The organism is Microbacterium sp. XT11, from assembly GCF_001513675.1.
Lineage (GTDB): Bacteria > Actinomycetota > Actinomycetes > Actinomycetales > Microbacteriaceae > Microbacterium.
Genome location: NZ_CP013859.1, coordinates 1881592 through 1906312, shown reverse-complemented (window position 1 = coordinate 1906312; position 24721 = coordinate 1881592). Strand labels below are relative to the sequence as shown.

Here is a 24721-nt window from a genome sequence, read left to right as displayed (position 1 = left end):
ACGTCATCCCACGTTCACCGGCACGTGGCACGATGGCGGCATGCCCCTCGTCCGCCGCCTCGGTCTGCGCGACGCCGTGGCCATCGGGCTCGGCTCGATGATCGGCGCCGGCGTCTTCTCCGTCTGGGGCCCCGCGCTCGGGGCGGCCGGCAGCGGTCTGCTCGCAGCCCTCGCCATCGCCGCTGCCGTGGCGTACTGCAACGCGACGGCGTCGGCTCAGCTGGCCGCCGTGCACCCGGTCGCCGGCGGCACCTACGCCTACGCGCGGGCCGAGATCGGTCCGTGGTGGGGATTCGTGGCGGGCTGGTGCTTCGTCGTCGGCAAGATCGCCAGCTGCGCCGCGATGGCGATGACGTTCGCCGCCTACGCCGCCCCGCCCGGCTGGGAGAGGCCGGTGGCCGTCCTGGCCGTCGCCGCCCTCGGCGCCGTGAACTGCATCGGCATCACGCGCACCGCCGGCCTCACGCGCCTCCTCGTCGCGGTGTCGCTGACCGGTCTTGCCGTGGTCGTCGCGGTGGGATTCTCGTCGGCGCCGTCGGCGGCGCCCTCGGCCCTCCCCGACTCCACGGCGTACGGGGTGCTGCAGGCGGCAGGGCTGCTGTTCTTCGCGTTCGCAGGCTACGCGCGCATCGCCACCATGGGCGAGGAGGTGTCCGACCCCGCCCGCACCATCCCGCGAGCGATCGTCCTGGCCCTCGCTGTGGTCGTCGCGGTCTACGCCCTCGTCGCGGTCGTCGTGCTGCTCACGCTGGGCATCGACGCAGCAGCGACCCGTGCCCCGCTGGCAGAGGTGCTGACGCGCGCCGGATGGCCTGCGCTCGCACCGGTCGTCAGGGTCGCAGCCGCAGCGGCCTCGCTGGGCGCCCTGCTGGCGCTCCTCACCGGTATCGGCCGCACGACCCTCGCGATGGCGCGTGAGGCCGACCTTCCGACCTTCTTCGCGAGGATCGACGACCGCTTCCATGTGCCGCGGCGAGCGGAGATCGCGATCACCCTCGTCGTTATCGGCATCGTGGCGGCCGCCGACCTGCGCGGTGCCATCGGATTCTCCTCGTTCGGCGTGCTGCTGTACTACCTCATCGCCAACGCGGCGGCGTTCCGGCAGAGCGGCCCCGCACGCCGCTACCCTCGCGCCCTGCAGGTGGTCGGGGCGCTGGGGTGCCTGCTGCTGGTCACCACGCTGCCCGTCGTCGCTTCCGCGGTGGGCCTCGGCGTCGTGCTCCTCGGCGTCGGCTATCGGATGCTGCGTCTTCGCGTGCGTCGCGGGCGGGCCTGATCAGCCCGACGCGCGCGCACGGTACGCGCGCGGCGTGATGCCGAGAACCGCACGGAAGTCGCGGGTGAGGTGGGCGTGATCCGCGTAGCCGGACTCGGCGGCGAGCGCGGCGAGGTCGACGGCCGGATCTCCGCGCAGGCGCTCCGCGGCGTCGTGCAGGCGCCTGCGCCGGATCATGGCCCCGGGCGACATGCCGACGTGCCGATGGGCGAGGCGCTGCAGCGTGCGCACCGAGACCGCGAGGCGCGTCGCCGCCTCCTCGGGCGAGCCGGCCGCCCCGGGGCCGAGCAGCACGTCGGTCATCGCGTTGGCCTGCCTGCCGTGCGCGTCGAGCGGTCCGACGCGTGCCACCAGCCATTCGGCCAGAGCGAGCGCGGCGCGTCGCCTGTAGCCTTCGCCGCCCGATTCCATCGCGTCGGCGACCGCGCGCCGCAGCACCGGTTCGTGCAGGCGCACCTCCTCGTCGATGATTGCCGCCGGAGCGGGCGTCAGCGCGGGCACGGCGGCCGGCCGCAGGAGGGCGCCCACCGCCCAGCCGCGGCCGCGCAAGTCGCGGTGTGAGACGCGCGTCGTCGCTCCGGCGAGCGTGACGGCATCCCGTTCGACGACGAGGTTGAGCGCGGGGTAGCCGACGATGTCCTGTCGCGAGGTCTCTCCCGGCGCGAGATCCCACTCCGGGATCCAGACCCAGGCGACGAGGTCGGCGGCCTCGCCCTCCGCGGGGAGGCGGTGGAACTGCGGCAGCCGCCCGGGATAGAGCACGCCGCGCGTCGGATCGACCATCACCCCAGCGTAGGCACGGCAGGCTGTCGCGGATGTTCAAGCGCCGCGCCTCCGCGCGTTCCTAGCGTGGAGGCATGACGAACCACACTTCGGCCGGGGCGTCCGGCCAGCACACCACCGACGGGCGTCCGCACAACGCCACGTCGCTCACGCCCTTCCTCGCCATCCCGCGCGCGAAGGAGGCCATCGAGTTCTACCGCGACGTCTTCGATGCACGGGTCGTCGACGTCACGGAGTTCGGCGGCGTCGTGGCGCACGCCGACCTGGACTTCGGCCTCGGTCTGCTGCAGCGGGGCGAGCCGCACCCCGACTACCACCTCGTCGCGCCGCCGGACGGCGACGACGACTGCTACTCGATGGGCCTCTACGTCCCCGATGTCGACGCCGTGGTCGAGCGCGCCGTCGACGCGGGCGCCACGGTGCGCGAAGCGCCGAGCGACTTCGTGTCGGGTGACCGCTTCGCCAGCATCCGCGACCCGTTCGGCGTGCGCTGGTCGATCATGACCCGCATCGAGGACATCTCCGAGGAGGAGAGTGCTCGGCGGGTGTCGGAGTGGGCCGCGTCGTTCAGCGCGCCGGCGGAGTGACGGGGTCGCCTGAGCGCACACCACGCTCCACCGCGCGGTGCACGGCCGGCAGCAGCGCCTCGGCCGTGCGCCGGTACCCCAGCGCGCTGGGGTGGAAGCGGTCGAGGCTGAACATCTGATCCGGGTCGTCGGAGAACATGGCCCCCACGGCCCTGCGGAGGTCGACGGCATCCGCTCCGGCGCCGGCTGCGGTCTCGGCCTGCACGGCGGCGAGGCGGCGTGAGATGCTCGCAGCCAGCCGCCGCAGCGGCTGCGGGACGGCGCGCAGGGCGCCCAGGTCGGGGCACGTCCCGACGACCACCTGCGTTCCCTTCACCCGAAGCCGCGTGATCGCGTCGCCCAGATGGGCGGCAGACACGGAGGCCGGGATGCGGTGCGTCACGTCGTTGCCACCCACGACGATCACGGCCACATCGGGACGGTAATCGTCCGGGAGGCTGTCGAGCTGGCCGCCGAGATCGGGCGACTCGGCGCCGACGACGGCCGCCGTGCGCAGGCGCACCGGCCTCCGCACGCGTGCCGCGAGGTCCTTCGCGAGCCGCGCCCCGAGCGTCTGCTTGCGCCGTTCGGCGCCAAGGCCGGCCGCCAGTGAGTCGCCGAGCAGGAGCAGCTCGACGGGTTCGCCGCCGAGCGACCGGCGCCACACGCGGTCGGCGTCGATCGACTCCTCCCCCAGCGGCTTGCCGATGCGGCGGCGAGCGATCGCGGCCTGGCGCGCGAGCAGTACGCGTACGCCCACGGCGCACGCGGCGAGGCCGAGGCCCGCGACGGCGATGACACGAGAGCGGCTCACGCGAGGATCTCACCGCACGAGCGTGAACGCCGCGTGAACGCGGCGGCGAATCAGGACAGGGGCTTGAGCTCCAGCTCCTGCGCGCCCGACGGCACGGTCGCGAACGCCGTGTAGCCGCCGGCCGCCGATCGCTCGAGCAGCGCCTTGAGGTTCTTGGTGCGCTTCTCGAGACGCACGCGCGCGCCGCCGGCGATGAGACGCGACTTGTGCGCGACGAGTTCGGCGACCGGCACGTCGGCGTCGTGGATGAGCACGACGGCCCGCGCGACGGCATCCGTCTCCGTGCGGACGAGGTCGACGAGCCGCTCGAAGCCGAGAGAGAAGCCGACGGCCGGCACCTGCTGGCCGAGGAATCGGCCGATCATGCCGTCGTAGCGGCCGCCGCCGCCGAGCGAATAGTCCACCGAGGGATGCGCGAGCTCGAAGATCGTCCCTGTGTAGTACCCCATGCCGCGAACGAGGAAGGGGTCGAACACCAGCGGGACGTCGCTGCGCCCCGTGCCTGCGGCCACCGCGTCGCCGATGCCGACGAGGTGCGCCACGATCTCGTCCGGTGCGCCGTCGGGGAGCGCCTTGCGGATCTGCCGCTCGCCGAAGGGGTTGTACTCCATGGTCTGCGGCCGCCGCAGGAACGCCTCGAACGCGCCGACGGCTCCGGAATCCGCACCGCGCTCGCGCAGCTCTGCGGCGACCCCGTCCGGGCCGATCTTGTCGAGCTTGTCGATCGTGATGAGCACGCCGGGGCGCTCGTCGAGCGCGAAGCCGAACGACTCGAGCATCCAGTCGAGCACGCGGCGATCGTTCACCCGCACGGTCGCGCCCTCCAGACCCAGCGCGTCCAGCGCGTCCAGCGACGCGACCATGAGCTCGGCCTCGGCCCGAGCGGAGTCGTCGCCCATGATGTCGATGTCGCACTGCACGAACTGGCGGTAGCGGCCCTTCTGCGGACGCTCGGCGCGCCACACCGGGCCGATCTGGATGGAGCGGAACACTCCGGGAAGCTGCCCGCGGTTGCTCGCGTAGAAACGCGCGAGCGGCACGGTGAGGTCGTATCGGAGGCCCAGGTCGGCCAGCGCGGCGGGGTCGTCTGCGGCCTCGCGGATCGCCTCGGCGTCGAGGCCGCGGCGCAGCACGTTGTACGCGAGCTTCTCGTTGTCGCCGCCGATTCCGGCATGCAGGCGCGAGTACTCCTCGAGGGCCGGCGTCTCGATCTCGTCGAAACCGTGCGACCGGTAGCGGTCGCGGATGATCGAGAGGACGTGCTCTCGGCGTGCCTTGTCGGCGGGGAGGATGTCGCGCATGCCACGGGGCGGGTTCACAGTAGCCACGCCCTCTATCTTCCCAGGTCGGCGCTCAGCCCTCGCCCGCGCGCTCCTCGGCGCTCCGCCTTCCGCCGCGCCCCTCGGCGCTCAGCCCTTCGCCCGCGCGCTCCTCGGCGGCGCGCACCTCGGCCTCGAGCGCCCGCAGCCGCTCCCGCAAGGCCCGCTCGGCATCCCATCCGTTCTCGCGCGCCGCCCTGACGAGCGAGAGGAGCGCCTCGCCGAGCTCCGCCTCGGAGGAGGGGCGCCCGCCGTCCGTGCCGGTCGTCGCCGCGTCGGTCGTCGCCGCGTCCGCCGTCGCGGGGAGCGGGGCCGGTGGCACGCGGCCGAGCATCTTCTGCGCGAGCGCGAGCGCCGGCATCCCCCGCGGGATCCCGTCGAGCGCGCTGCGCCGTGTGCGCTTCTCGGCCGCCTTCGCGGCGTTCCAGTGCACGAGCACCTCTTCGGGCGTTCGCGCGACGGCGCCGCCGAAGACATGCGGGTGCCTCCGCACCATCTTCTCGTTCAGACCCCGCGCCACGTCGTCGATGTCGAACGGGTCGTCCTCGTCCTGCGCGGCGATCGCGGAATGGAACAGCACCTGCCACAGCAGATCGCCCAGTTCCTCGCGCAGATCGTCGCGCGAACCGGCCTCGACGGCGTCGATGACCTCGTGCGCCTCCTCGATGAGGTACGGCACGAGGTCGCGGTGCGTGATGCGCTGCGACCAGACGCAGCGCTCGCGCACGGCGCGCATGGTCTCGGCGACCGCCCGCAGCGGGTCGTCCTCCGGAGTGTCGGTCATGCAGTCCTCCCCGTCATTCGGCCGCCGCGGCGACCCGTCGGTACCAGCCGGCGCGCAGCGACACGATCACGCCGGAGAGCACGAGGGCCACCAGCGACCCCAGCAGCACGCCGAGGATCGCCTGGTCTCGGATGCCCGCGTCGCCCGCGAAGGCGAGGTTCGCCAGCAGCAGGGAGACGGTGAACCCGATGCCGCCGAGCGCACCCGCGGCCACGAGGTCGGCGAACGGGAGCGCGGGCGGTGCGCCCTTCGGCCTGATGCGCATGGCCACCCAGCCGAACAGCGAGATGCCGATGATCTTCCCCACCGGCAGCGCGACGAGGATGCCCCAGAACGCCGGGGAGAGCTCCGTCGGCGACACCGCGGGGATGACGACGAACGCCGCGACGAAGGCGAACAGCGGCAGGATCACGCCGTTCACCGCGGGCTCGAGCGCATGACGGACGCGTCCGGCCGGCACCGGGGCCATGACGAGCCCCAACAGCACGCCGGCGATCGTGGCGTGGATGCCCGAGGCGGCGACGAGACCCCACGTGACCACGCCCACCACGGCCATGGCGACGGCGACGAGCGTGTGACCCGTCGCGTGCAGCAGCCGGCTCAACGCCCAGAACGCGATGACGCACACGACGGCGAGCGCGAGCAGCAGCCACTGCACGTCGTGGGCGAACAGCACGGCGATGAAGACGATGCCGATGATGTCGTCGAGGATCGCCAGCGCCAGGAGGAACACCCGCACGGTCGGCGGCAGGCCCCGCCCGAACATCGCCAGCACCCCGAGCGCGAACGCGATGTCGGTCGCCGTGGGCACCGGCCAGCCGGCGACCGTCGTGAAGTCGCCTGCGAGCAGCAGGTACACCGCGATCGGCACGAGCACGCCGCCCGCGGCGGCGATCGCGGGCTGCACAGCCTTGCGCGGGGAATCCAGTTCGCCGTGGGTGAGCTCATGACGCAGCTCGATCGCGACGACGAGGAAGAAGACCGCGAGGAGACCGTCGGAGATCCAGTGACCGACGGAGAGGTCGAGGGCCGTGCCGGGAACGGCGAGATGCAGCTCGAGGACCCCCTCGATCGCGTCGTGCGTCATCAGGTTGGCGAGCAGAAGACCGAGTCCAGCCGCCAGGAGCAGGAGGACCGCCGGGAACTGCTGGCCGCGGAGGGGGTTCGCCGAGATTCGCATCCCCTCCATGCTAGGCGGGGCCGTTCCGGCCGGCCGCACGACGTCCGTCGTCATGAGTGCGGGAGCGGTGTTCCGCTCGCGTTACCCTCGGAGGGTGACCCCCGCACATTCCTTTCCCGAGCCCACGAACACCGAGGCGATCCGCGTCATCGGACGCTTCGAAGCAGGTCGCGGCATCCCGGAGGCGATGCGGTCCGACGTCAGGATGCTCGGCGCCCTGCTGGGCCAGGTGCTCCGCGAAGCCGGAAGCGATGGCCTCTTCGACGACGTCGAACGTCTGCGACTCGCGACCATTCAGGCCTACGACGAGGAGACGCCGGACGCCTTCGAGCGCGCGGCGGCGATCGCCGAGTCGTTCAGCGTGTCGCGCGCCGACGAGGTCGCCCGTGCCTTCACGTGCTACTTCCACCTCGTCAACCTCGCCGAAGAGCACCAGCGCGTCCGGGTGCTGCGCGAACGCGCGGGGCAGCCAGGGCGCGAGGACGCCGCCGACACCGTCGCCTCTGCCTACGCGAAGCTGAAGAGCGAGGTCGGCGACGACGAGGCCCGCCGCCGTCTGGAGGCGCTCCGGTTCCACCCCGTGTTCACGGCGCACCCCACCGAGGCGCGCCGGCGCGCGGTGTCGAGCAGCATCCGACGCCTGTCCGAGCTCCTCACCCAGCACGACGCGGCCAGCGAAGGCGGCGCAGAGCAACGAAGGGCTCGGCGGCGGATGCTGGAGGAGATCGACACGCTGTGGCGCACGGCGCCGCTGCGGGCGCAGAAGCCCACACCCACCGACGAGGTGCGCACGGTGATGGGCGTGTTCGACGAGACGCTCTTCACGACGGTCCCCCACGTGTACCGCCGCATCGACGACGCGCTGCGCGGCGAGGAGTCCGGGTCGAGCGCTCCGGTCGTCCCCGCATTCGTGCGCATCGGGTCGTGGGTCGGCGGCGACCGCGACGGCAACCCGTTCGTCACCGCGGCCGTGACCCGCGAGGCGTCGCAGATCGCCTCCGACCACGTGCTGCGAGGGCTGGAGCGCGCGATCGAGCGCATCGGCCGCACCCTCACGCTCGACGCCGAGGGGACTCCGCCGAGCGAAGCGGTTTCCGCGCTGTGGGAGGCGTTCGTCGCCGCCGAGCCCGACACCGCCGCCGAGCTCGCCACGCGCTCCCCCGACGAGCCGCACCGCCGCGTCATGCTCGCGCTCTCGCGTCGCGTCGCCGCCACCCGGCGCGGCGGCGACCTCGCGTACGCCTCTCCGGAAGAACTCCTCGCCGACCTCAGGGCCGTGCAGTCCTCGCTGCTGGCGGCCGGCGCCAGGCGCCACGCCTTCGGCGGCGTGCAGCACCTCATCTGGCAGGTCGAGACCTACGGTTTCCACCTCACGGAGCTGGAGGTGCGTCAGCACTCGCAGGTGCATGCGAAGGCCCTCGCCGAGCTGGACGCCGGCGGACCCGTCAGCGCCCAGACCGAGGAGGTGCTGGAGGTCTTCCGCGTCATCGCCGAGATCCAGCGCGATCGCGGGCTCAGGGCAGCCGGGCGGTACGTCGTGTCCTTCACGCAATCGGCGCAAGACCTCGCCGCCGTGCACCGGCTCGCCCGCCACGCCATGGGCGACGACGCACCCGTGCTCGACGTGGTGCCGCTGTTCGAGACGTTCGCCGACCTGCAGGCGGCGCCCGGCATCCTCGCCGAGGCCGTGACGTTCCCGGAGTTCCAGGAGCGGCTCGCCGCCACCGGCAACCGCCTCGAAGTCATGCTCGGCTATTCGGACTCGTCGAAGGATGTGGGGCCGGTCGCCGCGAACCTCGCGCTCTACGAGGCGCAGGAGAAGATCGCGCAGTGGGCGAAGGACTCCGGCATCGAGCTGACGCTGTTCCACGGCCGCGGCGGCGCGCTCGGCCGCGGGGGCGGTCCGGCGAACTCGGCGATCCTGGCGCAGCCGCCGCATTCCGTCGACGGACGCTTCAAGCTCACCGAACAGGGCGAGGTCATCTTCGCGCGCTACGGCGAGCCTGCCATCGCGATGCGGCACATCGACCAGGTGGCCGCGGCGACCCTTCTCGCCTCGTCGCCGTCGGTCGAAGAGCGCACGAGCAGCGCCGCGACGCGGTATGCGGAGGTCGCGCGGACCATGGACGTCGCCTCGCGCGAGCGGTTCTTCTCGCTCGTCAAGGCGGAGGGGTTCGCGCCGTGGTTCGCCACCGTGACCCCGATGGAGGAGATCGGACTGCTGGCGCTCGGCTCTCGGCCCGCGCGACGCGGCCTCTCCGTCGAGTCGCTCGAGGACCTCAGGGCGATCCCGTGGGTGTTCGCGTGGACGCAGGCACGCATCAACCTCGCCGGCTGGTTCGGGCTCGGGACGGCTCTCGAGGCCGTCGGCGACGAGGATCTCCTCGTCGAGGCGTATCGCGAGTGGCCGCTGCTGCACACCATGATCGACAACGTGGCGATGAGCCTCGCGAAGACCGACGAGCGCATCGCTCGGCAGTACCTCGCGCTCGGCGACCGTGACGACCTGGCCGCGCTGGTGCTCGACGAGCTCGCGCTCACCCGGCGCTGGGTCATCCGGCTCACCGGCGGCGACCGTCTGCTCGAGAACAAGCCCGTGCTGCAGCGCGCCGTGCAGCTGCGCAGCCCCTATGTCGACGCGCTGTCGCTGCTGCAGCTTCGCGCGCTGCGAGCCCTGCGGGCGTCGGCCGGACAGGCCGAGGGGTCGGGTGCGGATGCCGAGCAGCAGCGCCTCCTGCTGCTGTCGGTGAGCGGGGTCGCCGCAGGCCTGCAGAACACCGGATGACCGGCATCCGACCGTCGCGTGAAAGTCCTCACAATCGCGAGGACGATAAAGTGAGAACTCTGCCTGATCCGGCGCCCCCTCACGCGACACGATCGCCCGCGCACGACATCCCCCATTGAGAAAGCACACGCGTGACCGAACCCACCGCCGACTTCCATCCGCTCAGCACCATCGCACAGCCCATCTTCGAGTCCGTGCGGGCGCTCAACCCGAACGAGCCCGAGTTCCACCAGGCCGTGCACGAGGTGCTGCACTCGATCGGACCGGTGCTCGACCGCCGTCCCGACTACGTGGACAACGGGATCCTCGAGCGCCTCGTGGAGCCCGAGCGCCAGGTGATCTTCCGCGTGCCGTGGATCGACGACGCAGGCCGGCTGCAGGTGAACCGCGGCTACCGCGTGCAGTACAACTCCGCTCTCGGCCCGTACAAGGGCGGGCTGCGCTTCCACCCCTCGGTGAACATCTCGATCATCAAGTTCCTCGGCTTCGAGCAGATCTTCAAGAACGCCCTCACCGGCCAGGGCATCGGCGGCGGAAAGGGCGGGTCGAACTTCGATCCGCACGGCAAGAGCGACGCCGAGATCATGCGGTTCTGCCAGTCGTTCATGAGCGAGCTGTACCGGCACATCGGCGAGCACACCGATGTCCCGGCGGGTGACATCGGCGTCGGGGGCCGCGAGATCGGCTACATGTTCGGCATGTACCGCAAGATCACGAACCGGCATGAATCGGGCATCCTCACCGGCAAGGGCATCGGCTGGGGCGGCGCCCAGGTGCGCACCGAGGCCACCGGCTACGGAGCCGTGTTCTTCGTGCAGGAGATGCTCGCCGTGCACGGAGAGAGCCTCGAGGGCAAGCGCGTGGCGGTCTCCGGCTCCGGCAACGTCGCGCTCTATGCGATCGAGAAGGCGCAGCAGCTCGGCGCCAAGGCCGTGACGGCATCCGACTCCTCGGGCTACGTCGTCGACGACGCGGGGATCGACCTCGCCCTTCTGCGCCAGATCAAGGAGGTCGAGCGCGGCCGCATCGTCGAGTACGCGAACCGCCGCCCCGGCGCGCGCTTCGTCGAGGGCGGGAACGTCTGGGAGACGCCGGTCGACATCGCGGTCCCCTCCGCCACGCAGAACGAGCTGAACGAGGATTCTGCCCTCGCCCTCATCGCGAACGGCGTGCGCGCGGTCGCCGAGGGCGCGAACATGCCGAGCACCCCCGAGGCCGTCGAGGCCTTCCAGCGGGCCGGCGTGCTCTTCGCTCCAGGCAAGGCCGCGAACGCCGGCGGCGTCGCGACGTCGGCGCTGGAGATGAGCCAGAACGCCGCGCGCCAGCGCTGGGACTTCGCGAACAGCGAGCAGAAGCTGCGCGACATCATGGCCGACATCCACAGCGCGGCGTTCGAGGCAGCCGAGCGCTATGGCACTCCGGGCGACTACGTGGCCGGCGCCAACATCGTCGGTTTCGAGCGCGTCGCCGACGCCATGCTCGCCCAGGGCGTCATCTGACGGCTTCCACGACAGCACGAGCGCGCTCGGATCGCAGGAGTCCTCGGACTCTCCCGTCGGTCCGGGCGCGCTTCGGCGTTCCGCCGCGTGCGCTCTCCGGCGCGGACGGGCCCGACGGCATGGAGGCGCTTCGGCATTCCGCCGCGGGCGCTCTCCGGCGCCGACGGGCGCGGCGTCATGGGGAGCTTCGGCGTTCCGCCGCGGGAGCGCTTCGGCGTTCCGCCGCGGGGTTTCAGAGCAGCCGGTCCGCCGCATGGCGGGCGAGGGAGCTGCCGTAGCGCTCGGTGAGCTGCACCATGAGGTCGGGAGTGTCGCGGTCGACGCCGAACACGTGACCCGGGAAGTCGAGCTCCGGCTGCGCCGCCGCGATCTCCGCCTCGCGGTCGGGTGAGAGCAGTTGCACGGGGTCGCCGACCGCCACCCACCCGATCGGCACGACCGTGCCCTCCGGCAGCACGGCGCGTCGGTGCACGATGGCGTTGACTCGCACCTCGCACCGGTCGCCGACGAGCGCGCCGTTGAAGATGCGCGCTCCCGACGCGAAGAACACCTCTTCACCGACGGTCGCTCCCGCGATGCTGGCGAGCGTGCCGACGAGCGTGTGGGCGCCGATGTGCACGGCGTTGGCCGCAGTCGCGCGGATGAGGGCGTTCTCCATCACGATCACGTGCTCGCCCAGCGTGATCGGACCGCCCTCCGCGGTGATCACCGCACCGTGCAGCACCTGGCAGTGGGGCCCGATCTCGACGTCGCCCGAGACGACGGCGGTGGGAGCGACGACGGCGGTGTCATGGATCCGGGGCCGAGCCCCGAGGTGCTCGTACAACATGCGGCCAGACTAGTCCCGGCCGCGGCATCCGTGTACGGCTCGTGCGGTGTCCGCGCGCGCGGAGGGGCGGCATCCGCGCGCGAAGCCCGGCGTCCGCGCGCGCGAACTCCCCGCGTCCGTGCGCGAAACGTCGGAACCGCGACGCGACACGCCGCCCGAGACCACCCGCACCCCGGCGTGTCGCCCGGAGACTCCGACTTTTCGCGCACGGGCACGGCAACCCGCACGCGAAAGGCGCAGCATCCGTGGGCACGATGGCCCGGCGTCCGCGCGCGCGAACTCCCCGCGTCCGTGCGCGAAACGTCGGAACCGCGACGCGACACGCCGCCCGAGACCACCCGCACCCCGGCGTGTCGCCCGGAGACTCCGACTTTTCGCGCACGGGCACGGCGACACACGGGCACGACGCGCACGGGCTCGGCGACACACGGGCGCGCACACGCACCTCACGCACCGCGCCGCGCGACGGGCCGTGCCGGGTCACTCCCTCGTGGAGGTCCCGCGGCGGAGCATCCCGAACACGAGCGTCCCGATGAACAAGACGATCCCGACGATCGCGAGCCAGAACAGGCCCTTCACCACGAAGCCCAGCACGGACACGCCGGCCCACAGCACGAGGAGGATGATCAATAGCGTCCACATGCCGCCAGCATCCCGCCCATGACGTGCGCGTCACAGGGCGTTGACGGCGGCGCTGTCGGTGATCTAGTCGGTCTTCACCGGCTCGGGGAACAAGGCTGTGAAGAGCTGCCCCACCCATTCCAGCAGCTGTGCGCCCGGAAGAGGCTCGAGCCCCACGCCCACCGCCGACGGCACGGTCGGCAGCGGCACGACGAGGGCTTCTCCCCCTGCGACGAGCTTCGCCTTGGGGTACAGCCGCTGCATCCGCACCTTGATCGAGTCCTCGAGGCGCGCCGGCGAGATCCGCAGGTTCGACCCCATGGCGACGACATCCGTCAGCCCGGCGCGCGCTGCACGACGGCGGAGCCGAGCGATCGCCACGAGCCCGACGACCTCCTCCGGCGGCGTGCCGTACCGGTCGGTGAGCTCCTCGACGACCAGGTCGATCGCATCGTCCTTCGCGGTGGCGGCCGACGCAGCCGACAGCTTCTGGTACGCCTCGAGCCGCAGCCGCTCGCTGTCGATGTAGTCCTCGGGGATGCGGGCCTCGAGGGGCAGCTCGAGGCGGAGCTCCTGCCCGGTCTCGACCTCTTCGCCGCGGAAGGTCGCGACGGCCTCGCCGATCATGCGCAGGTACAGATCGAAGCCGACGCCGGCGATGTGGCCGGCCTGCTCGGCTCCGAGCAGGTTTCCCGCGCCGCGCAGCTCGAGGTCTTTCAAGGCGACCTGCATGCCCGAGCCGAGGTCGTTGTTCACGGCGATCGTCTGCAGTCGGTCGGCCGCGGTCTCGCTGAGCGGCTTGGAGTCGTCGTAGAGGAAGTACGCGTAGGCGCGTTCACGTCCTCGACCGACGCGTCCGCGCAGCTGGTGCAGCTGGCTGAGGCCGTACTTGTCGGCCCTGTCGATGATGATCGTGTTGGCATTGGAGATGTCGAGACCTGTCTCGATGATGGTCGTCGAGACGAGCACGTCGTACTTGCGCTCCCAGAAGTCGTCGACGACCTGCTCGAGCTGGTGCTCGCCCATCTTGCCGTGCGCCACCGCGATCCGCGCCTCCGGCACGAGCTCGGCCAGCTCCGCGGCGACCCGCTGGATCGACTGCACGCGGTTGTGCACGAAGAACACCTGCCCCTCGCGCAGGATCTCGCGCCGGATGGCCGCTGCGATCTGCTTGTCGCTGCGCGGACCGACGAAAGAGAGGATCGGATGCCGGTCTTCCGGGGGCGTCTGCAGCGTGGACATCTCGCGGATGCCGGTGACGGCCATCTCGAGCGTGCGCGGGATGGGGGTGGCGCTCATGGCGAGGATGTCGACGTTCGTCTTGAGCTTCTTCAGCGCGTCTTTGTGCTCGACGCCGAAGCGCTGCTCCTCGTCGATGATGAGCAGTCCCAGGTCTTTGAAGATGACCTGGTCGGTGAGGATGCGGTGCGTGCCGATGACCATGTCGACCGATCCGTCGAGCAGCCCCTGCAGGGTGAGCCGCGCCTCCTTGTCGGTCTGGAACCGCGACAGCGGCCGCACCTTCACGGGGAAGCCCGCGAATCGCTCGGTGAAGGTCTCGAGGTGCTGCTTGACGAGCAGCGTCGTCGGCACGAGCATCGCGACCTGCTTGCCGTCTTGGATCGCCTTGAACGCGGCACGCACGGCGACCTCGGTCTTGCCGAAGCCGACGTCTCCCGACAGCAGCCGGTCCATCGGGATCGGCCGCTCCATGTCGGCCTTGATCTCCTCGATCGTCTGCAGCTGGTCGTGCGTCTCCGCGAACGGGAACGCCTCCTCGAGCTCGCGCTGCCACGGCGTGTCGGGGCCGAACGCGTGGCCCTTGGCGCTCATGCGCGCGGAGTAGAGCTTGACGAGCTCGACGGCGATGTCACGCACGGCCTTGCGGGCCCTGCCCTTCGCCTGTGCCCAGTCGCTGCCGCCCATCTTCGACAGGGTGGGAGCCTCGCCGCCGACGTACTTCGACAGCAGGTCGAGCTGGTCGGTCGGCACGAAGAGCTTGTCGCCGGGGTAGCCCCGCTTGGACGGCGCGTACTCGAGCACCAGGTAGTCACGGGTCGACTTCGCGGCGTTGCGGCCGCCGGTCGACACCTCGCGCTGGGTCATCTCCACGAAGCGGCCGATGCCGTGCGTCGCGTGCACGACGTAATCGCCCTGCTTCAGCTGCAACGGGTCGACGACGTTCTTGCGGCGCGATGCGAGCTTCTTGACCACGCGCTGGTCGCCGCCGATGGTGCGGCCGTAGAACTCGTTGTCCGTGAGGACGGCGAGCTTGGCCTCCGGCACCTGGACCCCCGCCTCGACGGAGCCGGTCACGAGCGTGGCGACGCCCGCCTCCGGCGCCTCGGTGAGGCGATCGACCACCCGTGCCGCGACGCCGCGGTCGGACAGCACGTCGCGCGCGCGGTCGACCAGACCGGGACCAGCGGCGATCACGACCACCCGCCACCCCTCGGACACGCAGCCGTCGACGAACGAGATCGCGCCGTCGACGTTGCCGTGGAACGACGGGATGACGGCGGCGTCGATCGTCTCAGCATCCGCGCCGCCGATCGCGAACGGGCTGAGCCGCCACCAGACGCCGCCCCGCGCGTGCACGATCTCACGCAGGCGCGCGATCGTGAGGAAGTCGCCGGCCCCGAGGTCGATGGGTGCGGATGCTCCCGATGTCGCAGCGCTCCACGCCGCGTCCAGGAACTCCCGGTTGGTCTCCCCGAGCGTGATCGCGCGGGCCGACGACCGCTCCGGGTCGACGACCGCCGTGGCCGCGCCGTCCGGCAGGTACTCGACGAGCGACTTCAGCGGCCCCGCGACGGCGGGCAGGAGCGACTCCATGCCCTCGACGGGGATGCCCTCGGCCATCCTCTCGAGCATCGCCGAGATCGCGGGGAACCCGCCGACGAGGGCACGCGCGTTGTCTCGTACCTCCTGCGTGAGCAGCAGTTCGCGGCTCGGCGGCAGGTCGACCGTCGACACGTCGCCGGGGAGGGAGCGCTGATCCGCCACCGAGAACGCGCGGATCTGGTCGATCTCGTCACCGAAGAACTCCACGCGGAACGGGTGCTCGGAGGTCGGCGGGAAGACGTCGAGGATGCCTCCGCGCACCGCGAACTCCCCGCGCCGCGACACCATGTCGACTCGCGAGTAGGCCCGTTCGACGAGGCGCTCCGCCACGTCGTCGAGCTCGTGTCCTCGGCTGCCGATGGCGAGCTCGAGCGGCTCGATGTCGGCGAGGTTGCCCGCGATGGGCTGCAGCGCGGCGCGCACGGACGCGACCACGACGAGCGGGTGGTCGCCGGTCCATCCGGTGATGCGGCGCAGCGTCTGAAGTCGTCGTCCGACCGTGTCGGGGCTGGGGCTGAGCCGCTCGTGCGGCAGCGTCTCCCAGGCAGGAAAGGTGAGCACCTCAGCGTCGGGGAGGTACGACGCGAGAGCCTGTGCGATGCTCTCGGCTCGGCGGCCCGTCGGGGCCACGGCCAGCAGCGCGGCCGGATGGCCGTTCTCGGCCCTCTTGCGCAGCAGTCCCGCGAGCGCGGGGGCGTCGAGCCCGTCGACGAGGCCGAGATCGGCGTCGGTGTGCGCCCAGGTCAGGGCATCACGGTAGAGAGACGCCTCTTCCAAGGCGCGCAGAATCCCTGGAACAGTCACCGGACAAGTGTAGTCGGGGGCGTCGGACATCCGGGCCGGAGGCGTCGAGCCCGGTATGCGGCGCATAGGATTCCGGGATGGAACCCGTCACCCTGATCACCGAGAGACTGACCCTGCGCGCCCCCACGCCATCGGATGCCGAGGCGATCGAGCGCGCGTGCCAGGATCCGGAGATCCCTCGCTGGACGACCGTCCCCAGCCCGTACTCCCGCGCGGATGCCGAGGACTTCATCCGCCTGATCGCGGAGTGGTGGGCCGACGGCAGCGAGACCGTGTGGAGCATCTTCCACGAGGGCGTGCTCGTGGGGTCGATCGGCCTCCACCGCATCGTCGACCACCACACCGGGGGCCACGCGGAGCTCGGGTACTGGGTCGCCGCCGAGGCGCGGGGGCACGGCTTTCTCGCTGAGGCAGGGAAGGCGGTGATCGACTGGGGCTTCGCCGAGCTCGGGCTCGTCCGCATCCGCTGGCAAGCCGTCGTCGGGAACATCCCGTCGGCGCGTGCCGCCCGAGCCCTGGGGTTCCGGTACGAGGGCCTTCAGCGCCAGGCGCTCACCGGCCCCCGAGGGCGCGACGACGGCTGGCTCGGCGGCCTGCTCGTCACCGACGACCGCTCCCCCGTCGAGTGGCCGATCCTCTGAGCGCGCGACCGCTGGATGGTGAGATCGCGCTGTGTCGCATGCCGATGATCTAGCCCCATGTCGGATGCCGGTGACAGGATGAACCCATGCCGGAGATGCCCGAGGTGCAAGGCCTGACCGCGTTCCTGGACGATCGCGCCGTCGGACGCACGATCACCCGTGCCGCCGTGTCCGCCATCTCGGCGCTGAAGACCTATGATCCGCCGATCCATGCCCTTCAGGCCGCCGAGGTCACCGGCGCCTCTCGGCACGGCAAGTTCATCGTGCTCTCGTGCGGCGACGACCTGCATCTCGTGTTCCATCTCGCGAAGGCGGGCTGGCTGCGCTGGTACGACGAGCTGCCGACCACGCTCATCAAGCCAGGCAAGTCGCCGATCGCCCTGCGGGTCGCGCTCGACGACGGCGCCGGCTTCGACCTCACCGAGGCGGGCACGAAGAGGTCGCTCGCGGTGTACGTCGTGCGCGACCCGCATGACGTCCCTGGCATCGCCCGGCTCGGCCCCGATCCGCTCGACCCGTCGTTCACCCGCGATGTGTTCGCCGGGCTGCTCGAGGGCAAGCGGATGCAGATCAAGGGGCTGCTGCGCGACCAGGGCGTGATCGCCGGGATCGGCAACGCGTACTCCGACGAGATCCTGCATGCCGCGCGCATGTCGCCGTACGCCAACGCGGGCAAGCTCGATGATGCCGAGATCGACCGCCTGTACGCGGCCATGCAGACGACTCTGGCGGAGGCCGTCGCCGAGGCATCAGGCAAGCCGCCCGCCGATCTGAAAGACGCGAAGCGGCGCGGCATGCAGGTGCACGCCCGGCGCGGCGAGGCCTGCCCGGTGTGCGGGGACACCGTGCGGAGCGTGTTCTTCGCCGACCGATCGATGGAGTACTGCCCGACCTGCCAGACCGGAGGAAAGCCGCTCGCCGATCGCCGCCTGTCGCGACTGCTCAAATGACTCGCGCACGCGGCGGCCACGATCCATGCCACGGAATGAAATGCGCTCAGCCGTGTTGAGTACACTCAGAGCATCAACGTGCTCCGGGGTCGGTGAGAATCCGAACCGGCGGTGACAGTCCGCGAGCGTCCTGGTTTCGACCGCGATGCCGATCCGGTGGAATTCCGGGACCGACGGTGATGCGAGAGCGATCTCGCTAGTCCGGAAGGGAGGCAGCACGAGGCGCACGCGTGCGCGCGTCCTGCATCCCCCGGAGCCTCGAAGGAGGACGACGGATGGCAGTGACCGAGGCCGAGCGCCGCGCGATGACCCGCGCTCTCGAACTCGCGGCGAACGGGCCAAGGGGCGTGAACCCGCAGGTCGGCGCCGTCATCCTGTCGTCCGACGGCGAGACCATGGCCGAGGGCTGGCATCGCGGCGCGGGCACGCCGCACGCCGAGGTCGACGCGCTGTCGAAGCTCGCCCCCGGCGCGGCGAGGGGCGCGACCGCCGTCGTCACCCTGGAGCCCTGCAACCACACCGGCCGCACCGGACCGTGCGCGCTCGCGCTGATCGACGCCGGCATCACCCGCGTCGTGTATGCGCTCGACGACCCCGGCGCGGTCTCCGGCGGCGGCGCCGACCGCCTTCGCGCGGCCGGCGTCGACGTGGAGAGCGGCGAGCAGGCGGATGCCGCGCACACGCTCATCGACGGCTGGCTCACCGCCCAGCGCCTCGGCCGTCCGCACGTGACGGTCAAGTGGGCCCAGAGCCTCGACGGCCGCGCCGCGGCATCCGACGGGTCCAGCCAATGGATCACGGGACCTGCCGCACGCGCCGACGTGCATCGCCGCCGGGCCGAGTCCGACGCCATCGTCGTCGGCACGGGCACCGTGCTCGCCGACGACCCCGCGCTCACCGCCCGCGACGGAGATGCGCTTCTCCCCCACCAGCCCACCCCCGTCGTCATCGGTTCGCGCGTCACACCCGCGGATGCGGCGCTGCGGCGGCATCCGAACTCCCCCCTCTTCTACGACACCCGCGATCTGCACGCGGTGCTCGCAGATCTGCACTCCCGCGGCGTGCAGCGCGTGTTCGTCGAGGGCGGCCCCACCCTGGCGAGCGCATTCGTCGCCTCCGGGCTCGTCGACCGTGTGCTCGCCTACGTCGCGCCTGTGCTGCTGGGCGGCGACCGTCTCGCTCTCACCGACCTCGGCATCCCCTCGATCGACCGCGCCCTTCGGCTCGAGATCGACGAATGGGTGCCGCTCGGACCAGACCTCCTCGCGATCGCCCACCCCGCGACCGCGACCGACTCTCCCACCGAAGGAGCTGACTGATGTTCACCGGGATCATCGAGGAGATCGGCGAGATCACCGCCATCGTCCCCTCAGGAGACGGGTGGCGCCTGACCGTGCGCGCCCCGAAGGCGGCAGCGGATGCCGTGCACGGCGAGTCGATCGCGGTGTCCGGGGTGTGTCTCACGGTCGTCGGCTCGACCGCCGACACGTTCGACACCGACGTCATGAAGCAGACGCTCGACGTCGCAGCGATCGGCTCCGCGACCGTCGGCACCCGCGTCAACATCGAGAAGGCCATGCCGGTGGGCGCACGCCTCGGAGGCCACATCGTGCAGGGCCACGTCGACGGCGCCGGCACCGTGCTGGAGGTGCGCCCAGGAGACCAGTGGAGCGTGCTGCGCATCTCGCTGCCGGCCGACCTCGCCCCGCTCGTCGTCGACAAGGGCTCGATCGCGGTCGACGGCACGTCGCTCACCGTGAGCGCCGTGAGTCCCGCCGACGCGGCCGACGCCTGGTTCGAGGTCTCGCTCATCCCCGAGACCCTGGCGGCGACGATCCTCGGCTCGCGCGCCGTGGGCGACCGCGTCAACCTCGAGACCGACATCCTGGCCCGGCACGTCGAGCGCCTGCTCGCGTTCCGTTCCGCACCGGAAGGAGGCTCGCGATGAGCCTGTCCACCATCCCCGCAGCGCTCGAGTCGCTGCGCGCCGGCCGCCCCGTGATCGTCGCCGACGACGAGAACCGCGAGAACGAGGGCGACGTCATCCTGTCCGCCGAACTCGCCACGCCCGAGTGGGTCGCCTGGACGGTGCGCTGGTCGTCCGGTTTCCTCTGCGCGCCGATGCCCGCCGACCTCGCGGATGCGCTGAACCTGCAGCCCATGGTCGCCGCCAACGAGGACGCGCGCTCGACGGCGTACACCGTGAGCGTAGACGCGGCCGTGGGCGTGACCACCGGCATCAGCGCGCACGACCGCGCGCGCACCCTCAACGTGCTGGCGGACCCGTCGTCCACCGCGCACGATCTCATCCGCCCCGGTCACGTGCTGCCGCTGCGAGCCGTCGACGGCGGTGTGCGGGAGCGCAGCGGGCACACCGAGGCGGCTGTCGAACTCATGAAGCTCGCCGGCCTGCGTCCGGTCGGCGCGATCGCCGAGGTGGTCGCCGAGGACGGAAGCATGATGCGGATGCCGGGACTCCTCGAGCTGGGCGAGAGCGCGGGCGTGCCCGTCATCACGATCGAGCAGCTGATCGCGCACCTCAACGAGATCGACCCGCAGGGCGCCGTGACCACCCCGGGGCGCCGCGTGAGCCTGCGTGCTGACGCGACGGTGCCGACCTCACACGGCACCTTCCGCTTCCTCGCCTACAAGGACCGTGTGAGCGGCACCGACCACATCGCCGTCGTGTCAGGCGAACCCGGTGACACCGCGCTCGTACGCGTGCACTCGGAGTGCCTCACCGGCGAGGCCTTCGGCTCGCTGAAGTGCGAATGCGGCCCGCAGCTCGACGCGGCCCTCGACGCGATCGAGAAGGAGGGCGGCGTCGTGATCTACATGCGCGGGCACGAGGGGCGCGGCATCGGCCTCATCAACAAGCTGCGGGCCTACAGCCTTCAGGAGGAGGGGCTCGACACGGTCGACGCCAACCTCGCGCTCGGGCTCCCCGCCGACGCCCGCGAGTATGCCGCCGCGGCCGGCATCCTCACCGACCTCGGCATCTCGAAGGTGCGCCTGCTCACGAACAACACCGACAAGGTCGCGCAGCTGCGTGAGCTCGGCCTCGACGTGATCGAGCAGGTGCCGCTGATCGTCGGCGTGGGACCGAACAACCACCAGTACCTCGAGACCAAGCGTGACCGCATGGGTCACATCATCGGAGCGGAGGAGCTCGCAGAGGCCCTCGCCGACGGAAAGGAACACGAATGAGCGGCGCAGGAGCACCGAAGACCGGGAACATCGACGCACGCGGGCTGAACGTCGTGATCGTCGCCGGCACCTGGCACGAGACGATCACCGACGGCCTCATCGCCGGAGCGCAGCGCGTGCTCGACGAGGCCTCGGCGAGCCACCGTCTCGTGCGCGTGCCCGGCTCCTTCGAGCTCGCCGTCGCCGCGCAGGCGGCGTTCGCCGGCGGGGCTGACGCCGTCGTCGCGCTGGGCGTGATCATCCGCGGCGGCACCCCGCACTTCGACTACGTCGCGGCGGCGACCACCGACGGGCTCACCCGCGTCTCGCTGGACGCGGGCAAGCCGGTGGGCTTCGGGGTGCTCACCCTCGACGACGAGCAGCAGGGCCTCGATCGCGCCGGCCTCCCCGGTTCGACGGAGGACAAGGGCGCCGAGGCCGCGGACGCCGCGTTGCGCACCGCCCTGGTGACCAGGGAGCTGCGCGGCTGAGACCCACCGGCGGGCCGCTCATCCACGGACGATGCTGAGGCTCGCCTTGCTGGCGGTGGAATATCGGCGGCGCTACGGTGAGGGCATGGAGACTCTGCGTCTGGTCGTCGTGTTCGTGCACCTCATCGGCTTCGCCGTGCTGTTCGGCGCCTGGGCGGCCCAGGCGTTCGGCGGCACGCGGAAGTTCACACGCGTGATGGACTACGGGTTGGCCATCGCCGGACTCGCCGGCCTCGCCCTCGCCGCCCCGTGGGGCATCTCGTACGACCTGAACTACGTGAAGATCGGCGTGAAGCTCGTCGTGCTCCTCGTCATCGGCGCGATGCTCGGCATCGGGTCGGCCCGCCAGAAGCGCGGCGAGGCGGTGCCCGCCGGCGTGTTCTGGCTCGTGGGCGTGCTGACGCTCGCCAACGCGGGCATGGGGCTGCTCTGGCGCTGAGTGGTCAGTCCGCGAAGAGCAGACGTATGCGGGGGATCACCCGCGCATACGTCTGCCGCACCTCGGCGTAGGCGCTGACGAGGTGCGGTTCCGGCGCGACCTCCGTGCCCACCGCCACCATCGCGTCGACCGCCGCATCCCACGTCGGGTGCAGCCCCGTGCCGACGGCCGCGCAGATCGCCGCTCCCATACCCGCCGCGTCGTGCACCCGCGGCGTGCGCACCGGCACGCCGTACACGGCGGCGAGGATCTGCCGCATGAGCGCGGACCCGCTTCCGCCGCCCGTGACGACGAGGCGCCGACGCGCGCGACCCAGGGCGCGCCGCGCCCGCTCGTCGCCCGCTTCGGACTCGATCGCGAGCGCCTCGAGGATCGCGCGGTAGACGTGGAAGCGCCCCTGCGTGCCGTCGAATCCGACCAGGGCGCCGCGACGCCAGGGCTCGTCGGCGGGAGCGAGCCAGTCGAGCGCGGCCACGAGTCCGCCCGCACCGGCCGGCACGGACTCGGCACCGCGGTTGAGCCCCTCCTCGCTGACGCCCTCCGCCCCGCCCGAGACGAGGTCACGGAACCAGCTGACCGTCCACATGCCCCGCCTCACCCCGGCGCTCTCGTAGAGGTAGCCTCCGGGCCGCGACGAGAAGTTCGTCCAGACGTCGGGATGCGGCGGCACCGGGCGATCGCCCGGCGTCATCGTCGCGACGTAGGTGCCGAGCGACAGCAGCGCGTCCTCCGGGTCGCGGAGTCCCGCGCCGAGCGCTTCGACGGCCTTGTCGTTCGACGTCGCGATGACGGGGATGCCCGCGGGGAGCCCCAGCACCGCCGCGGCCTCGGCGGTCAGCATCCCCAGCGCCTCGCCCGGCGCGACGAGGTCGAACAGCATCGACGGGTCCATGCCCGTACGGGCATAGTCCTCGGCATCCCGGCTCCACGCCCACCGCTCCGTGTCGATCGGCCACGTGCCCTGCACGTTGCCCGCGGCATCCGTGCGCTGCCCCGTCAGGCGATGGCCGATGTAGCCCGACGACGTCGTCACGTACACGGCGTCGTCGCTCTCGCGTTCGTATGCGCGAGGCAGGCGCTCGTCCATCCAGCTCATCACGGGCTGGGCGAGCGTCCCGTCGGCCCGCAACACCGCCCGGCAGAACCGGATCGTGCAGAGACCGATCCCCCGGATCTCGCGCGGATCGCCGCCGAAGCCCGCCACGGCGGCGCGGGTGGCGGCGACGATCGAGTCCCAGAGGTCGTCGCCGGGATGCTCCCAGCGCCCCGGTGCCGGCGACGAGTACGGGCGCAGCGCGACCCTCGCGCTCGCATGCACGGTGCCCGCAGCGTCGACGATGAGCACCTTGGTGCTCTGCGAGCCGTTGTCGATCGCGACGACGAAGCCCGCCGCCGGCGCGCTCACCGCGCCGTCGCCGTCTCGGACTCGTCGAGCGGGTAGATCGTTCCGCGGTTCATGATGCCGCGCGGGTCGAGCCCGTCCTTGAGCACGCGCAGCAACCGGTACGCGCTGCCGTGCTCCTCGTGGGTCCAGGGGGTGCGGTACTTGCCGATGCCGTGGTGATGGACCATCGACCCGCCGAGCCTGAGCGCCTCCTCGACGATGATCGCGTTGAGCGGCACGTGGTACTCGGTGATCTCCTCGCGCGGCTCGCAGGAGATGTCGTAGTCGTAGACGAAGTACAGGTTCGTGCCGGTCTGATAGCTGTGCGACGAGTGCGCGCCCAGCATCGTCAGGTCGGCGGCGCGCGGGAACTCCGTCCGCGCCCGGCGCATGACCGATGCGAAGAGCTCCTCGACCCCCGACCAGTCGATGGAGACCTCGGTGGTGTAGCCGAGGTGCGCCTTCTCGAGCATCTCGCGCTTCTCGGCGTCGATCTTGTCCTGCCCCCAGTTAAGGTTGTCGAACCACTGCGCGATGAGGGCGGGATCGACCTTCTCATGCGGGATCCGGGCGAAGATCTCCTCGACGCCGGCGGCGGTGGCATCCGCGACACCCTTCGGTCCCTCGGCCACGACGACGACCACGGCCTTGCCCTCGGCGAAGTGCGAGAAGTGCTGCGCGGCATCCTCCTCGGAGTACGCGCGCGCGACCGACGGACGGTAGCCGGCCACGACGATCTCGCGGAGACCCGCGACGCCGGCCGGCAGCGAGTCGACGAGGTACCCGAGGAAGCGGTTGTTCTCGGGCTGGTAGGTGAACACCTTCACAGTGACCTCGGTGATGACGGCCAGCGCGCCTTCGTTGCCGATCACCATGTGGCGGATGTCGGGACCGGCCGCACGGCGGGGCACGCTCTTGATGCGCACGACCTCGCCGTCGGGCAGGACCGCCTCCAGCCCCACGACCATGTCTTCGATGCCGCCGTACAGCGTGGAGAACTGCCCGATCGAGCGCGTGGCGACGAGGCCGCCCATCTGAGCGAGCGGCTTCGACTGCGGCGAGTGCCCCGTGGTAAGGCCCTGAGCCCGCAGCGTGTCCTCGAGCACCTGCAGGGGCACTCCGCACTGCGCGGTGACCATCATGTCGACGGGGTCGATCTCGATGATCGCGTCCATCCTCGAGGCGTCGAGCACGATGGAGTCTTCGACGACCGTCTCGAGCCCGCCCTCCGTCGCGGTGCGGCCCGTGCGGGGGACGACGTTCACGAGGTTCTCGTCGGCGAAGGCGAGGATCGCCGAGACGTCGGCCGTCGAGTGCGCGTAGACGATCGCCGCCGGGATCGGTCCGTCGAAGATGCCGTGCACGGCGGTGTACTTCTTGAAGCGGTCGACGCTCGCCTCTCGGAGCGCCTGCGCCTCGGTCTCGACCCGGTCGGCGCCGAGGAGCTGCTGAAGCCGGGCGACGATCTGCTCGCGCGAAAGGGAGGATCGTGAAGCAACCATGGGAATGTCCTGTTCGTTCGTTCG

General features: G+C 71.4%; 21 protein-coding genes and 1 riboswitch. Of the genes, 11 read left to right on the top strand and 10 right to left on the bottom strand.

What is annotated here, in order from left to right; all coding sequences use genetic code 11:
• Nucleotides 1–40: 40 nt before the first annotated feature.
• A complete protein-coding gene (locus tag AB663_RS08765) occupies nucleotides 41–1276 on the top strand; it encodes an APC family permease (protein ID WP_067198022.1) in 1236 nt (411 codons plus the stop codon).
• On the opposite strand, the gene AB663_RS08760 is transcribed toward AB663_RS08765, so the two are convergent.
• Nucleotides 1277–2059, bottom strand: a complete 783-nt coding sequence (locus AB663_RS08760) for an AraC family transcriptional regulator (protein ID WP_067198019.1) — start codon at nucleotides 2057–2059, stop codon at nucleotides 1277–1279.
• 74 nt (nucleotides 2060–2133) lie between these two features.
• Here AB663_RS08760 and AB663_RS08755 point away from each other — a divergent pair, with 74 nt between their 5' ends.
• Nucleotides 2134–2646 carry a VOC family protein gene (locus AB663_RS08755; protein ID WP_067198017.1) on the top strand — a complete coding sequence of 171 codons (513 nt, stop codon included), beginning with the start codon at nucleotides 2134–2136 and terminating at the stop codon, nucleotides 2644–2646.
• Here the strand turns inward: AB663_RS08755 and AB663_RS08750 are convergent.
• From AB663_RS08750 to AB663_RS08735, 4 genes are read right to left on the bottom strand one after another with little or no spacing between them, the layout of a single operon-like run.
• Nucleotides 2627–3439 carry an SGNH/GDSL hydrolase family protein gene (locus AB663_RS08750; protein ID WP_198147846.1) on the bottom strand — a complete coding sequence of 271 codons (813 nt, stop codon included), beginning with the start codon at nucleotides 3437–3439 and terminating at the stop codon, nucleotides 2627–2629. The two genes, AB663_RS08755 and AB663_RS08750, sit on opposite strands and share 20 nt — an antisense overlap.
• Nucleotides 3440–3489: 50 nt before the next feature.
• Complete coding sequence (gene hisS / locus AB663_RS08745; protein ID WP_067198015.1) at nucleotides 3490–4740, bottom strand: histidine--tRNA ligase; 1251 nt, start codon at nucleotides 4738–4740, stop codon at nucleotides 3490–3492.
• Between the two features lie 52 nt (nucleotides 4741–4792).
• Complete coding sequence (locus AB663_RS08740) at nucleotides 4793–5542, bottom strand: MazG family protein (protein ID WP_067198012.1); 750 nt, start codon at nucleotides 5540–5542, stop codon at nucleotides 4793–4795.
• Nucleotides 5543–5555: 13 nt separating this feature from the next.
• Nucleotides 5556–6722: a Na+/H+ antiporter NhaA gene (locus AB663_RS08735; protein WP_067198009.1), complete on the bottom strand. Its 1167-nt coding sequence runs from the start codon at nucleotides 6720–6722 to the stop codon at nucleotides 5556–5558.
• Nucleotides 6723–6816: 94 nt separating this feature from the next.
• Between AB663_RS08735 and AB663_RS08730 the strand changes: the two genes are divergently transcribed.
• Nucleotides 6817–9507 (top strand): phosphoenolpyruvate carboxylase, encoded by a 2691-nt coding sequence (locus AB663_RS08730; protein WP_067198007.1) that lies wholly within the window; start codon nucleotides 6817–6819, stop codon nucleotides 9505–9507.
• A gap of 170 nt (nucleotides 9508–9677) precedes the next feature.
• On the top strand, nucleotides 9678–11006 hold the full coding sequence (gdhA, locus tag AB663_RS08725) for an NADP-specific glutamate dehydrogenase (protein WP_442922673.1): 1329 nt from the start codon (nucleotides 9678–9680) through the stop codon (nucleotides 11004–11006).
• A 232-nt stretch (nucleotides 11007–11238) separates the two neighbouring features.
• Here the strand turns inward: gdhA and AB663_RS08720 are convergent, their stop codons facing one another.
• The 3 genes from AB663_RS08720 to mfd all read right to left on the bottom strand — a co-directional run bounded on the left by AB663_RS08720 (nucleotide 11239) and on the right by mfd (nucleotide 16104).
• On the bottom strand, nucleotides 11239–11835 hold the full coding sequence (locus tag AB663_RS08720) for a gamma carbonic anhydrase family protein (RefSeq protein WP_067198003.1): 597 nt from the start codon (nucleotides 11833–11835) through the stop codon (nucleotides 11239–11241).
• A gap of 480 nt (nucleotides 11836–12315) precedes the next feature.
• Complete coding sequence (locus tag AB663_RS17380; protein ID WP_198147844.1) at nucleotides 12316–12477, bottom strand: hypothetical protein; 162 nt, start codon at nucleotides 12475–12477, stop codon at nucleotides 12316–12318.
• Between the two features lie 63 nt (nucleotides 12478–12540).
• Nucleotides 12541–16104 (bottom strand): transcription-repair coupling factor, encoded by a 3564-nt coding sequence (gene mfd / locus AB663_RS08715; RefSeq protein WP_198147843.1) that lies wholly within the window; start codon nucleotides 16102–16104, stop codon nucleotides 12541–12543.
• Between the two features lie 77 nt (nucleotides 16105–16181).
• Here mfd and AB663_RS08710 point away from each other — a divergent pair, with 77 nt between their 5' ends.
• From AB663_RS08710 to AB663_RS08680, 7 genes are all read left to right on the top strand, one after another.
• Entirely contained in the window at nucleotides 16182–16745 is a 564-nt protein-coding gene (locus tag AB663_RS08710) for a GNAT family N-acetyltransferase (RefSeq protein WP_067198001.1), read from the top strand.
• An 86-nt stretch (nucleotides 16746–16831) separates the two neighbouring features.
• Entirely contained in the window at nucleotides 16832–17695 is an 864-nt protein-coding gene (locus tag AB663_RS08705) for an Fpg/Nei family DNA glycosylase (protein ID WP_067197999.1), read from the top strand.
• Between the two features lie 75 nt (nucleotides 17696–17770).
• Nucleotides 17771–17917: riboswitch (FMN riboswitch) on the top strand.
• A 53-nt stretch (nucleotides 17918–17970) separates the two neighbouring features.
• On the top strand, nucleotides 17971–19014 hold the full coding sequence (gene ribD, locus AB663_RS08700) for a bifunctional diaminohydroxyphosphoribosylaminopyrimidine deaminase/5-amino-6-(5-phosphoribosylamino)uracil reductase RibD (RefSeq protein WP_067197997.1): 1044 nt from the start codon (nucleotides 17971–17973) through the stop codon (nucleotides 19012–19014).
• Nucleotides 19014–19643: a riboflavin synthase gene (locus AB663_RS08695; protein ID WP_067197995.1), complete on the top strand. Its 630-nt coding sequence runs from the start codon at nucleotides 19014–19016 to the stop codon at nucleotides 19641–19643. The genes ribD and AB663_RS08695 overlap by 1 nt, the downstream gene beginning before the upstream one ends.
• Nucleotides 19640–20902, top strand: a complete 1263-nt coding sequence (locus AB663_RS08690) for a bifunctional 3,4-dihydroxy-2-butanone-4-phosphate synthase/GTP cyclohydrolase II (protein ID WP_067197992.1) — start codon at nucleotides 19640–19642, stop codon at nucleotides 20900–20902. Before AB663_RS08695 ends, AB663_RS08690 begins: the two co-directional genes overlap by 4 nt.
• Nucleotides 20899–21372 carry a 6,7-dimethyl-8-ribityllumazine synthase gene (gene ribH / locus AB663_RS08685; protein ID WP_067197989.1) on the top strand — a complete coding sequence of 158 codons (474 nt, stop codon included), beginning with the start codon at nucleotides 20899–20901 and terminating at the stop codon, nucleotides 21370–21372. Before AB663_RS08690 ends, ribH begins: the two co-directional genes overlap by 4 nt.
• 85 nt (nucleotides 21373–21457) lie before the next feature.
• On the top strand, nucleotides 21458–21811 hold the full coding sequence (locus AB663_RS08680; RefSeq protein WP_067197986.1) for a Fe-S protein: 354 nt from the start codon (nucleotides 21458–21460) through the stop codon (nucleotides 21809–21811).
• Between the two features lie 4 nt (nucleotides 21812–21815).
• On the opposite strand, the gene AB663_RS08675 is transcribed toward AB663_RS08680, so the two are convergent.
• Both AB663_RS08675 and AB663_RS08670 read right to left on the bottom strand, forming a co-directional pair.
• Nucleotides 21816–23216, bottom strand: a complete 1401-nt coding sequence (locus AB663_RS08675) for an FGGY-family carbohydrate kinase (protein WP_067197983.1) — start codon at nucleotides 23214–23216, stop codon at nucleotides 21816–21818.
• Nucleotides 23213–24697 (bottom strand): FAD-binding oxidoreductase, encoded by a 1485-nt coding sequence (locus AB663_RS08670; RefSeq protein ID WP_067197981.1) that lies wholly within the window; start codon nucleotides 24695–24697, stop codon nucleotides 23213–23215. The genes AB663_RS08675 and AB663_RS08670 overlap by 4 nt, the downstream gene beginning before the upstream one ends.
• Between the last annotated feature and the right edge of the window lie 24 nt (nucleotides 24698–24721).

Excerpts from the sequence above, each read along its gene's own strand:
- AB663_RS08765 (WP_067198022.1), top strand. The coding sequence starts at position 41 with ATGCCCCTCGTCCGCCGCCTCGGTCTGCGCGACGCCGTGGCCATCGGG.
- AB663_RS08735 (WP_067198009.1), bottom strand. The coding sequence starts at position 6,722 with ATGCGAATCTCGGCGAACCCCCTCCGCGGCCAGCAGTTCCCGGCGGTC.
- AB663_RS08710 (WP_067198001.1), top strand. The coding sequence starts at position 16,182 with ATGGAACCCGTCACCCTGATCACCGAGAGACTGACCCTGCGCGCCCCC.
- ribD (WP_067197997.1), top strand. The coding sequence starts at position 17,971 with ATGGCAGTGACCGAGGCCGAGCGCCGCGCGATGACCCGCGCTCTCGAA.
- AB663_RS08670 (WP_067197981.1), bottom strand. The coding sequence starts at position 24,697 with ATGGTTGCTTCACGATCCTCCCTTTCGCGCGAGCAGATCGTCGCCCGG.
- hisS (WP_067198015.1), bottom strand. The coding sequence starts at position 4,740 with ATGCGCGACATCCTCCCCGCCGACAAGGCACGCCGAGAGCACGTCCTC.
- AB663_RS08755 (WP_067198017.1), top strand. The coding sequence starts at position 2,134 with ATGACGAACCACACTTCGGCCGGGGCGTCCGGCCAGCACACCACCGAC.
- AB663_RS08690 (WP_067197992.1), top strand. The coding sequence starts at position 19,640 with ATGAGCCTGTCCACCATCCCCGCAGCGCTCGAGTCGCTGCGCGCCGGC.
- AB663_RS08705 (WP_067197999.1), top strand. The coding sequence starts at position 16,832 with ATGCCGGAGATGCCCGAGGTGCAAGGCCTGACCGCGTTCCTGGACGAT.
- ribH (WP_067197989.1), top strand. The coding sequence starts at position 20,899 with ATGAGCGGCGCAGGAGCACCGAAGACCGGGAACATCGACGCACGCGGG.
- AB663_RS08740 (WP_067198012.1), bottom strand. The coding sequence starts at position 5,542 with ATGACCGACACTCCGGAGGACGACCCGCTGCGGGCGGTCGCCGAGACC.
- AB663_RS08680 (WP_067197986.1), top strand. The coding sequence starts at position 21,458 with ATGGAGACTCTGCGTCTGGTCGTCGTGTTCGTGCACCTCATCGGCTTC.
- AB663_RS17380 (WP_198147844.1), bottom strand. The coding sequence starts at position 12,477 with ATGTGGACGCTATTGATCATCCTCCTCGTGCTGTGGGCCGGCGTGTCC.
- AB663_RS08760 (WP_067198019.1), bottom strand. The coding sequence starts at position 2,059 with ATGGTCGATCCGACGCGCGGCGTGCTCTATCCCGGGCGGCTGCCGCAG.
- AB663_RS08695 (WP_067197995.1), top strand. The coding sequence starts at position 19,014 with ATGTTCACCGGGATCATCGAGGAGATCGGCGAGATCACCGCCATCGTC.
- AB663_RS08720 (WP_067198003.1), bottom strand. The coding sequence starts at position 11,835 with ATGTTGTACGAGCACCTCGGGGCTCGGCCCCGGATCCATGACACCGCC.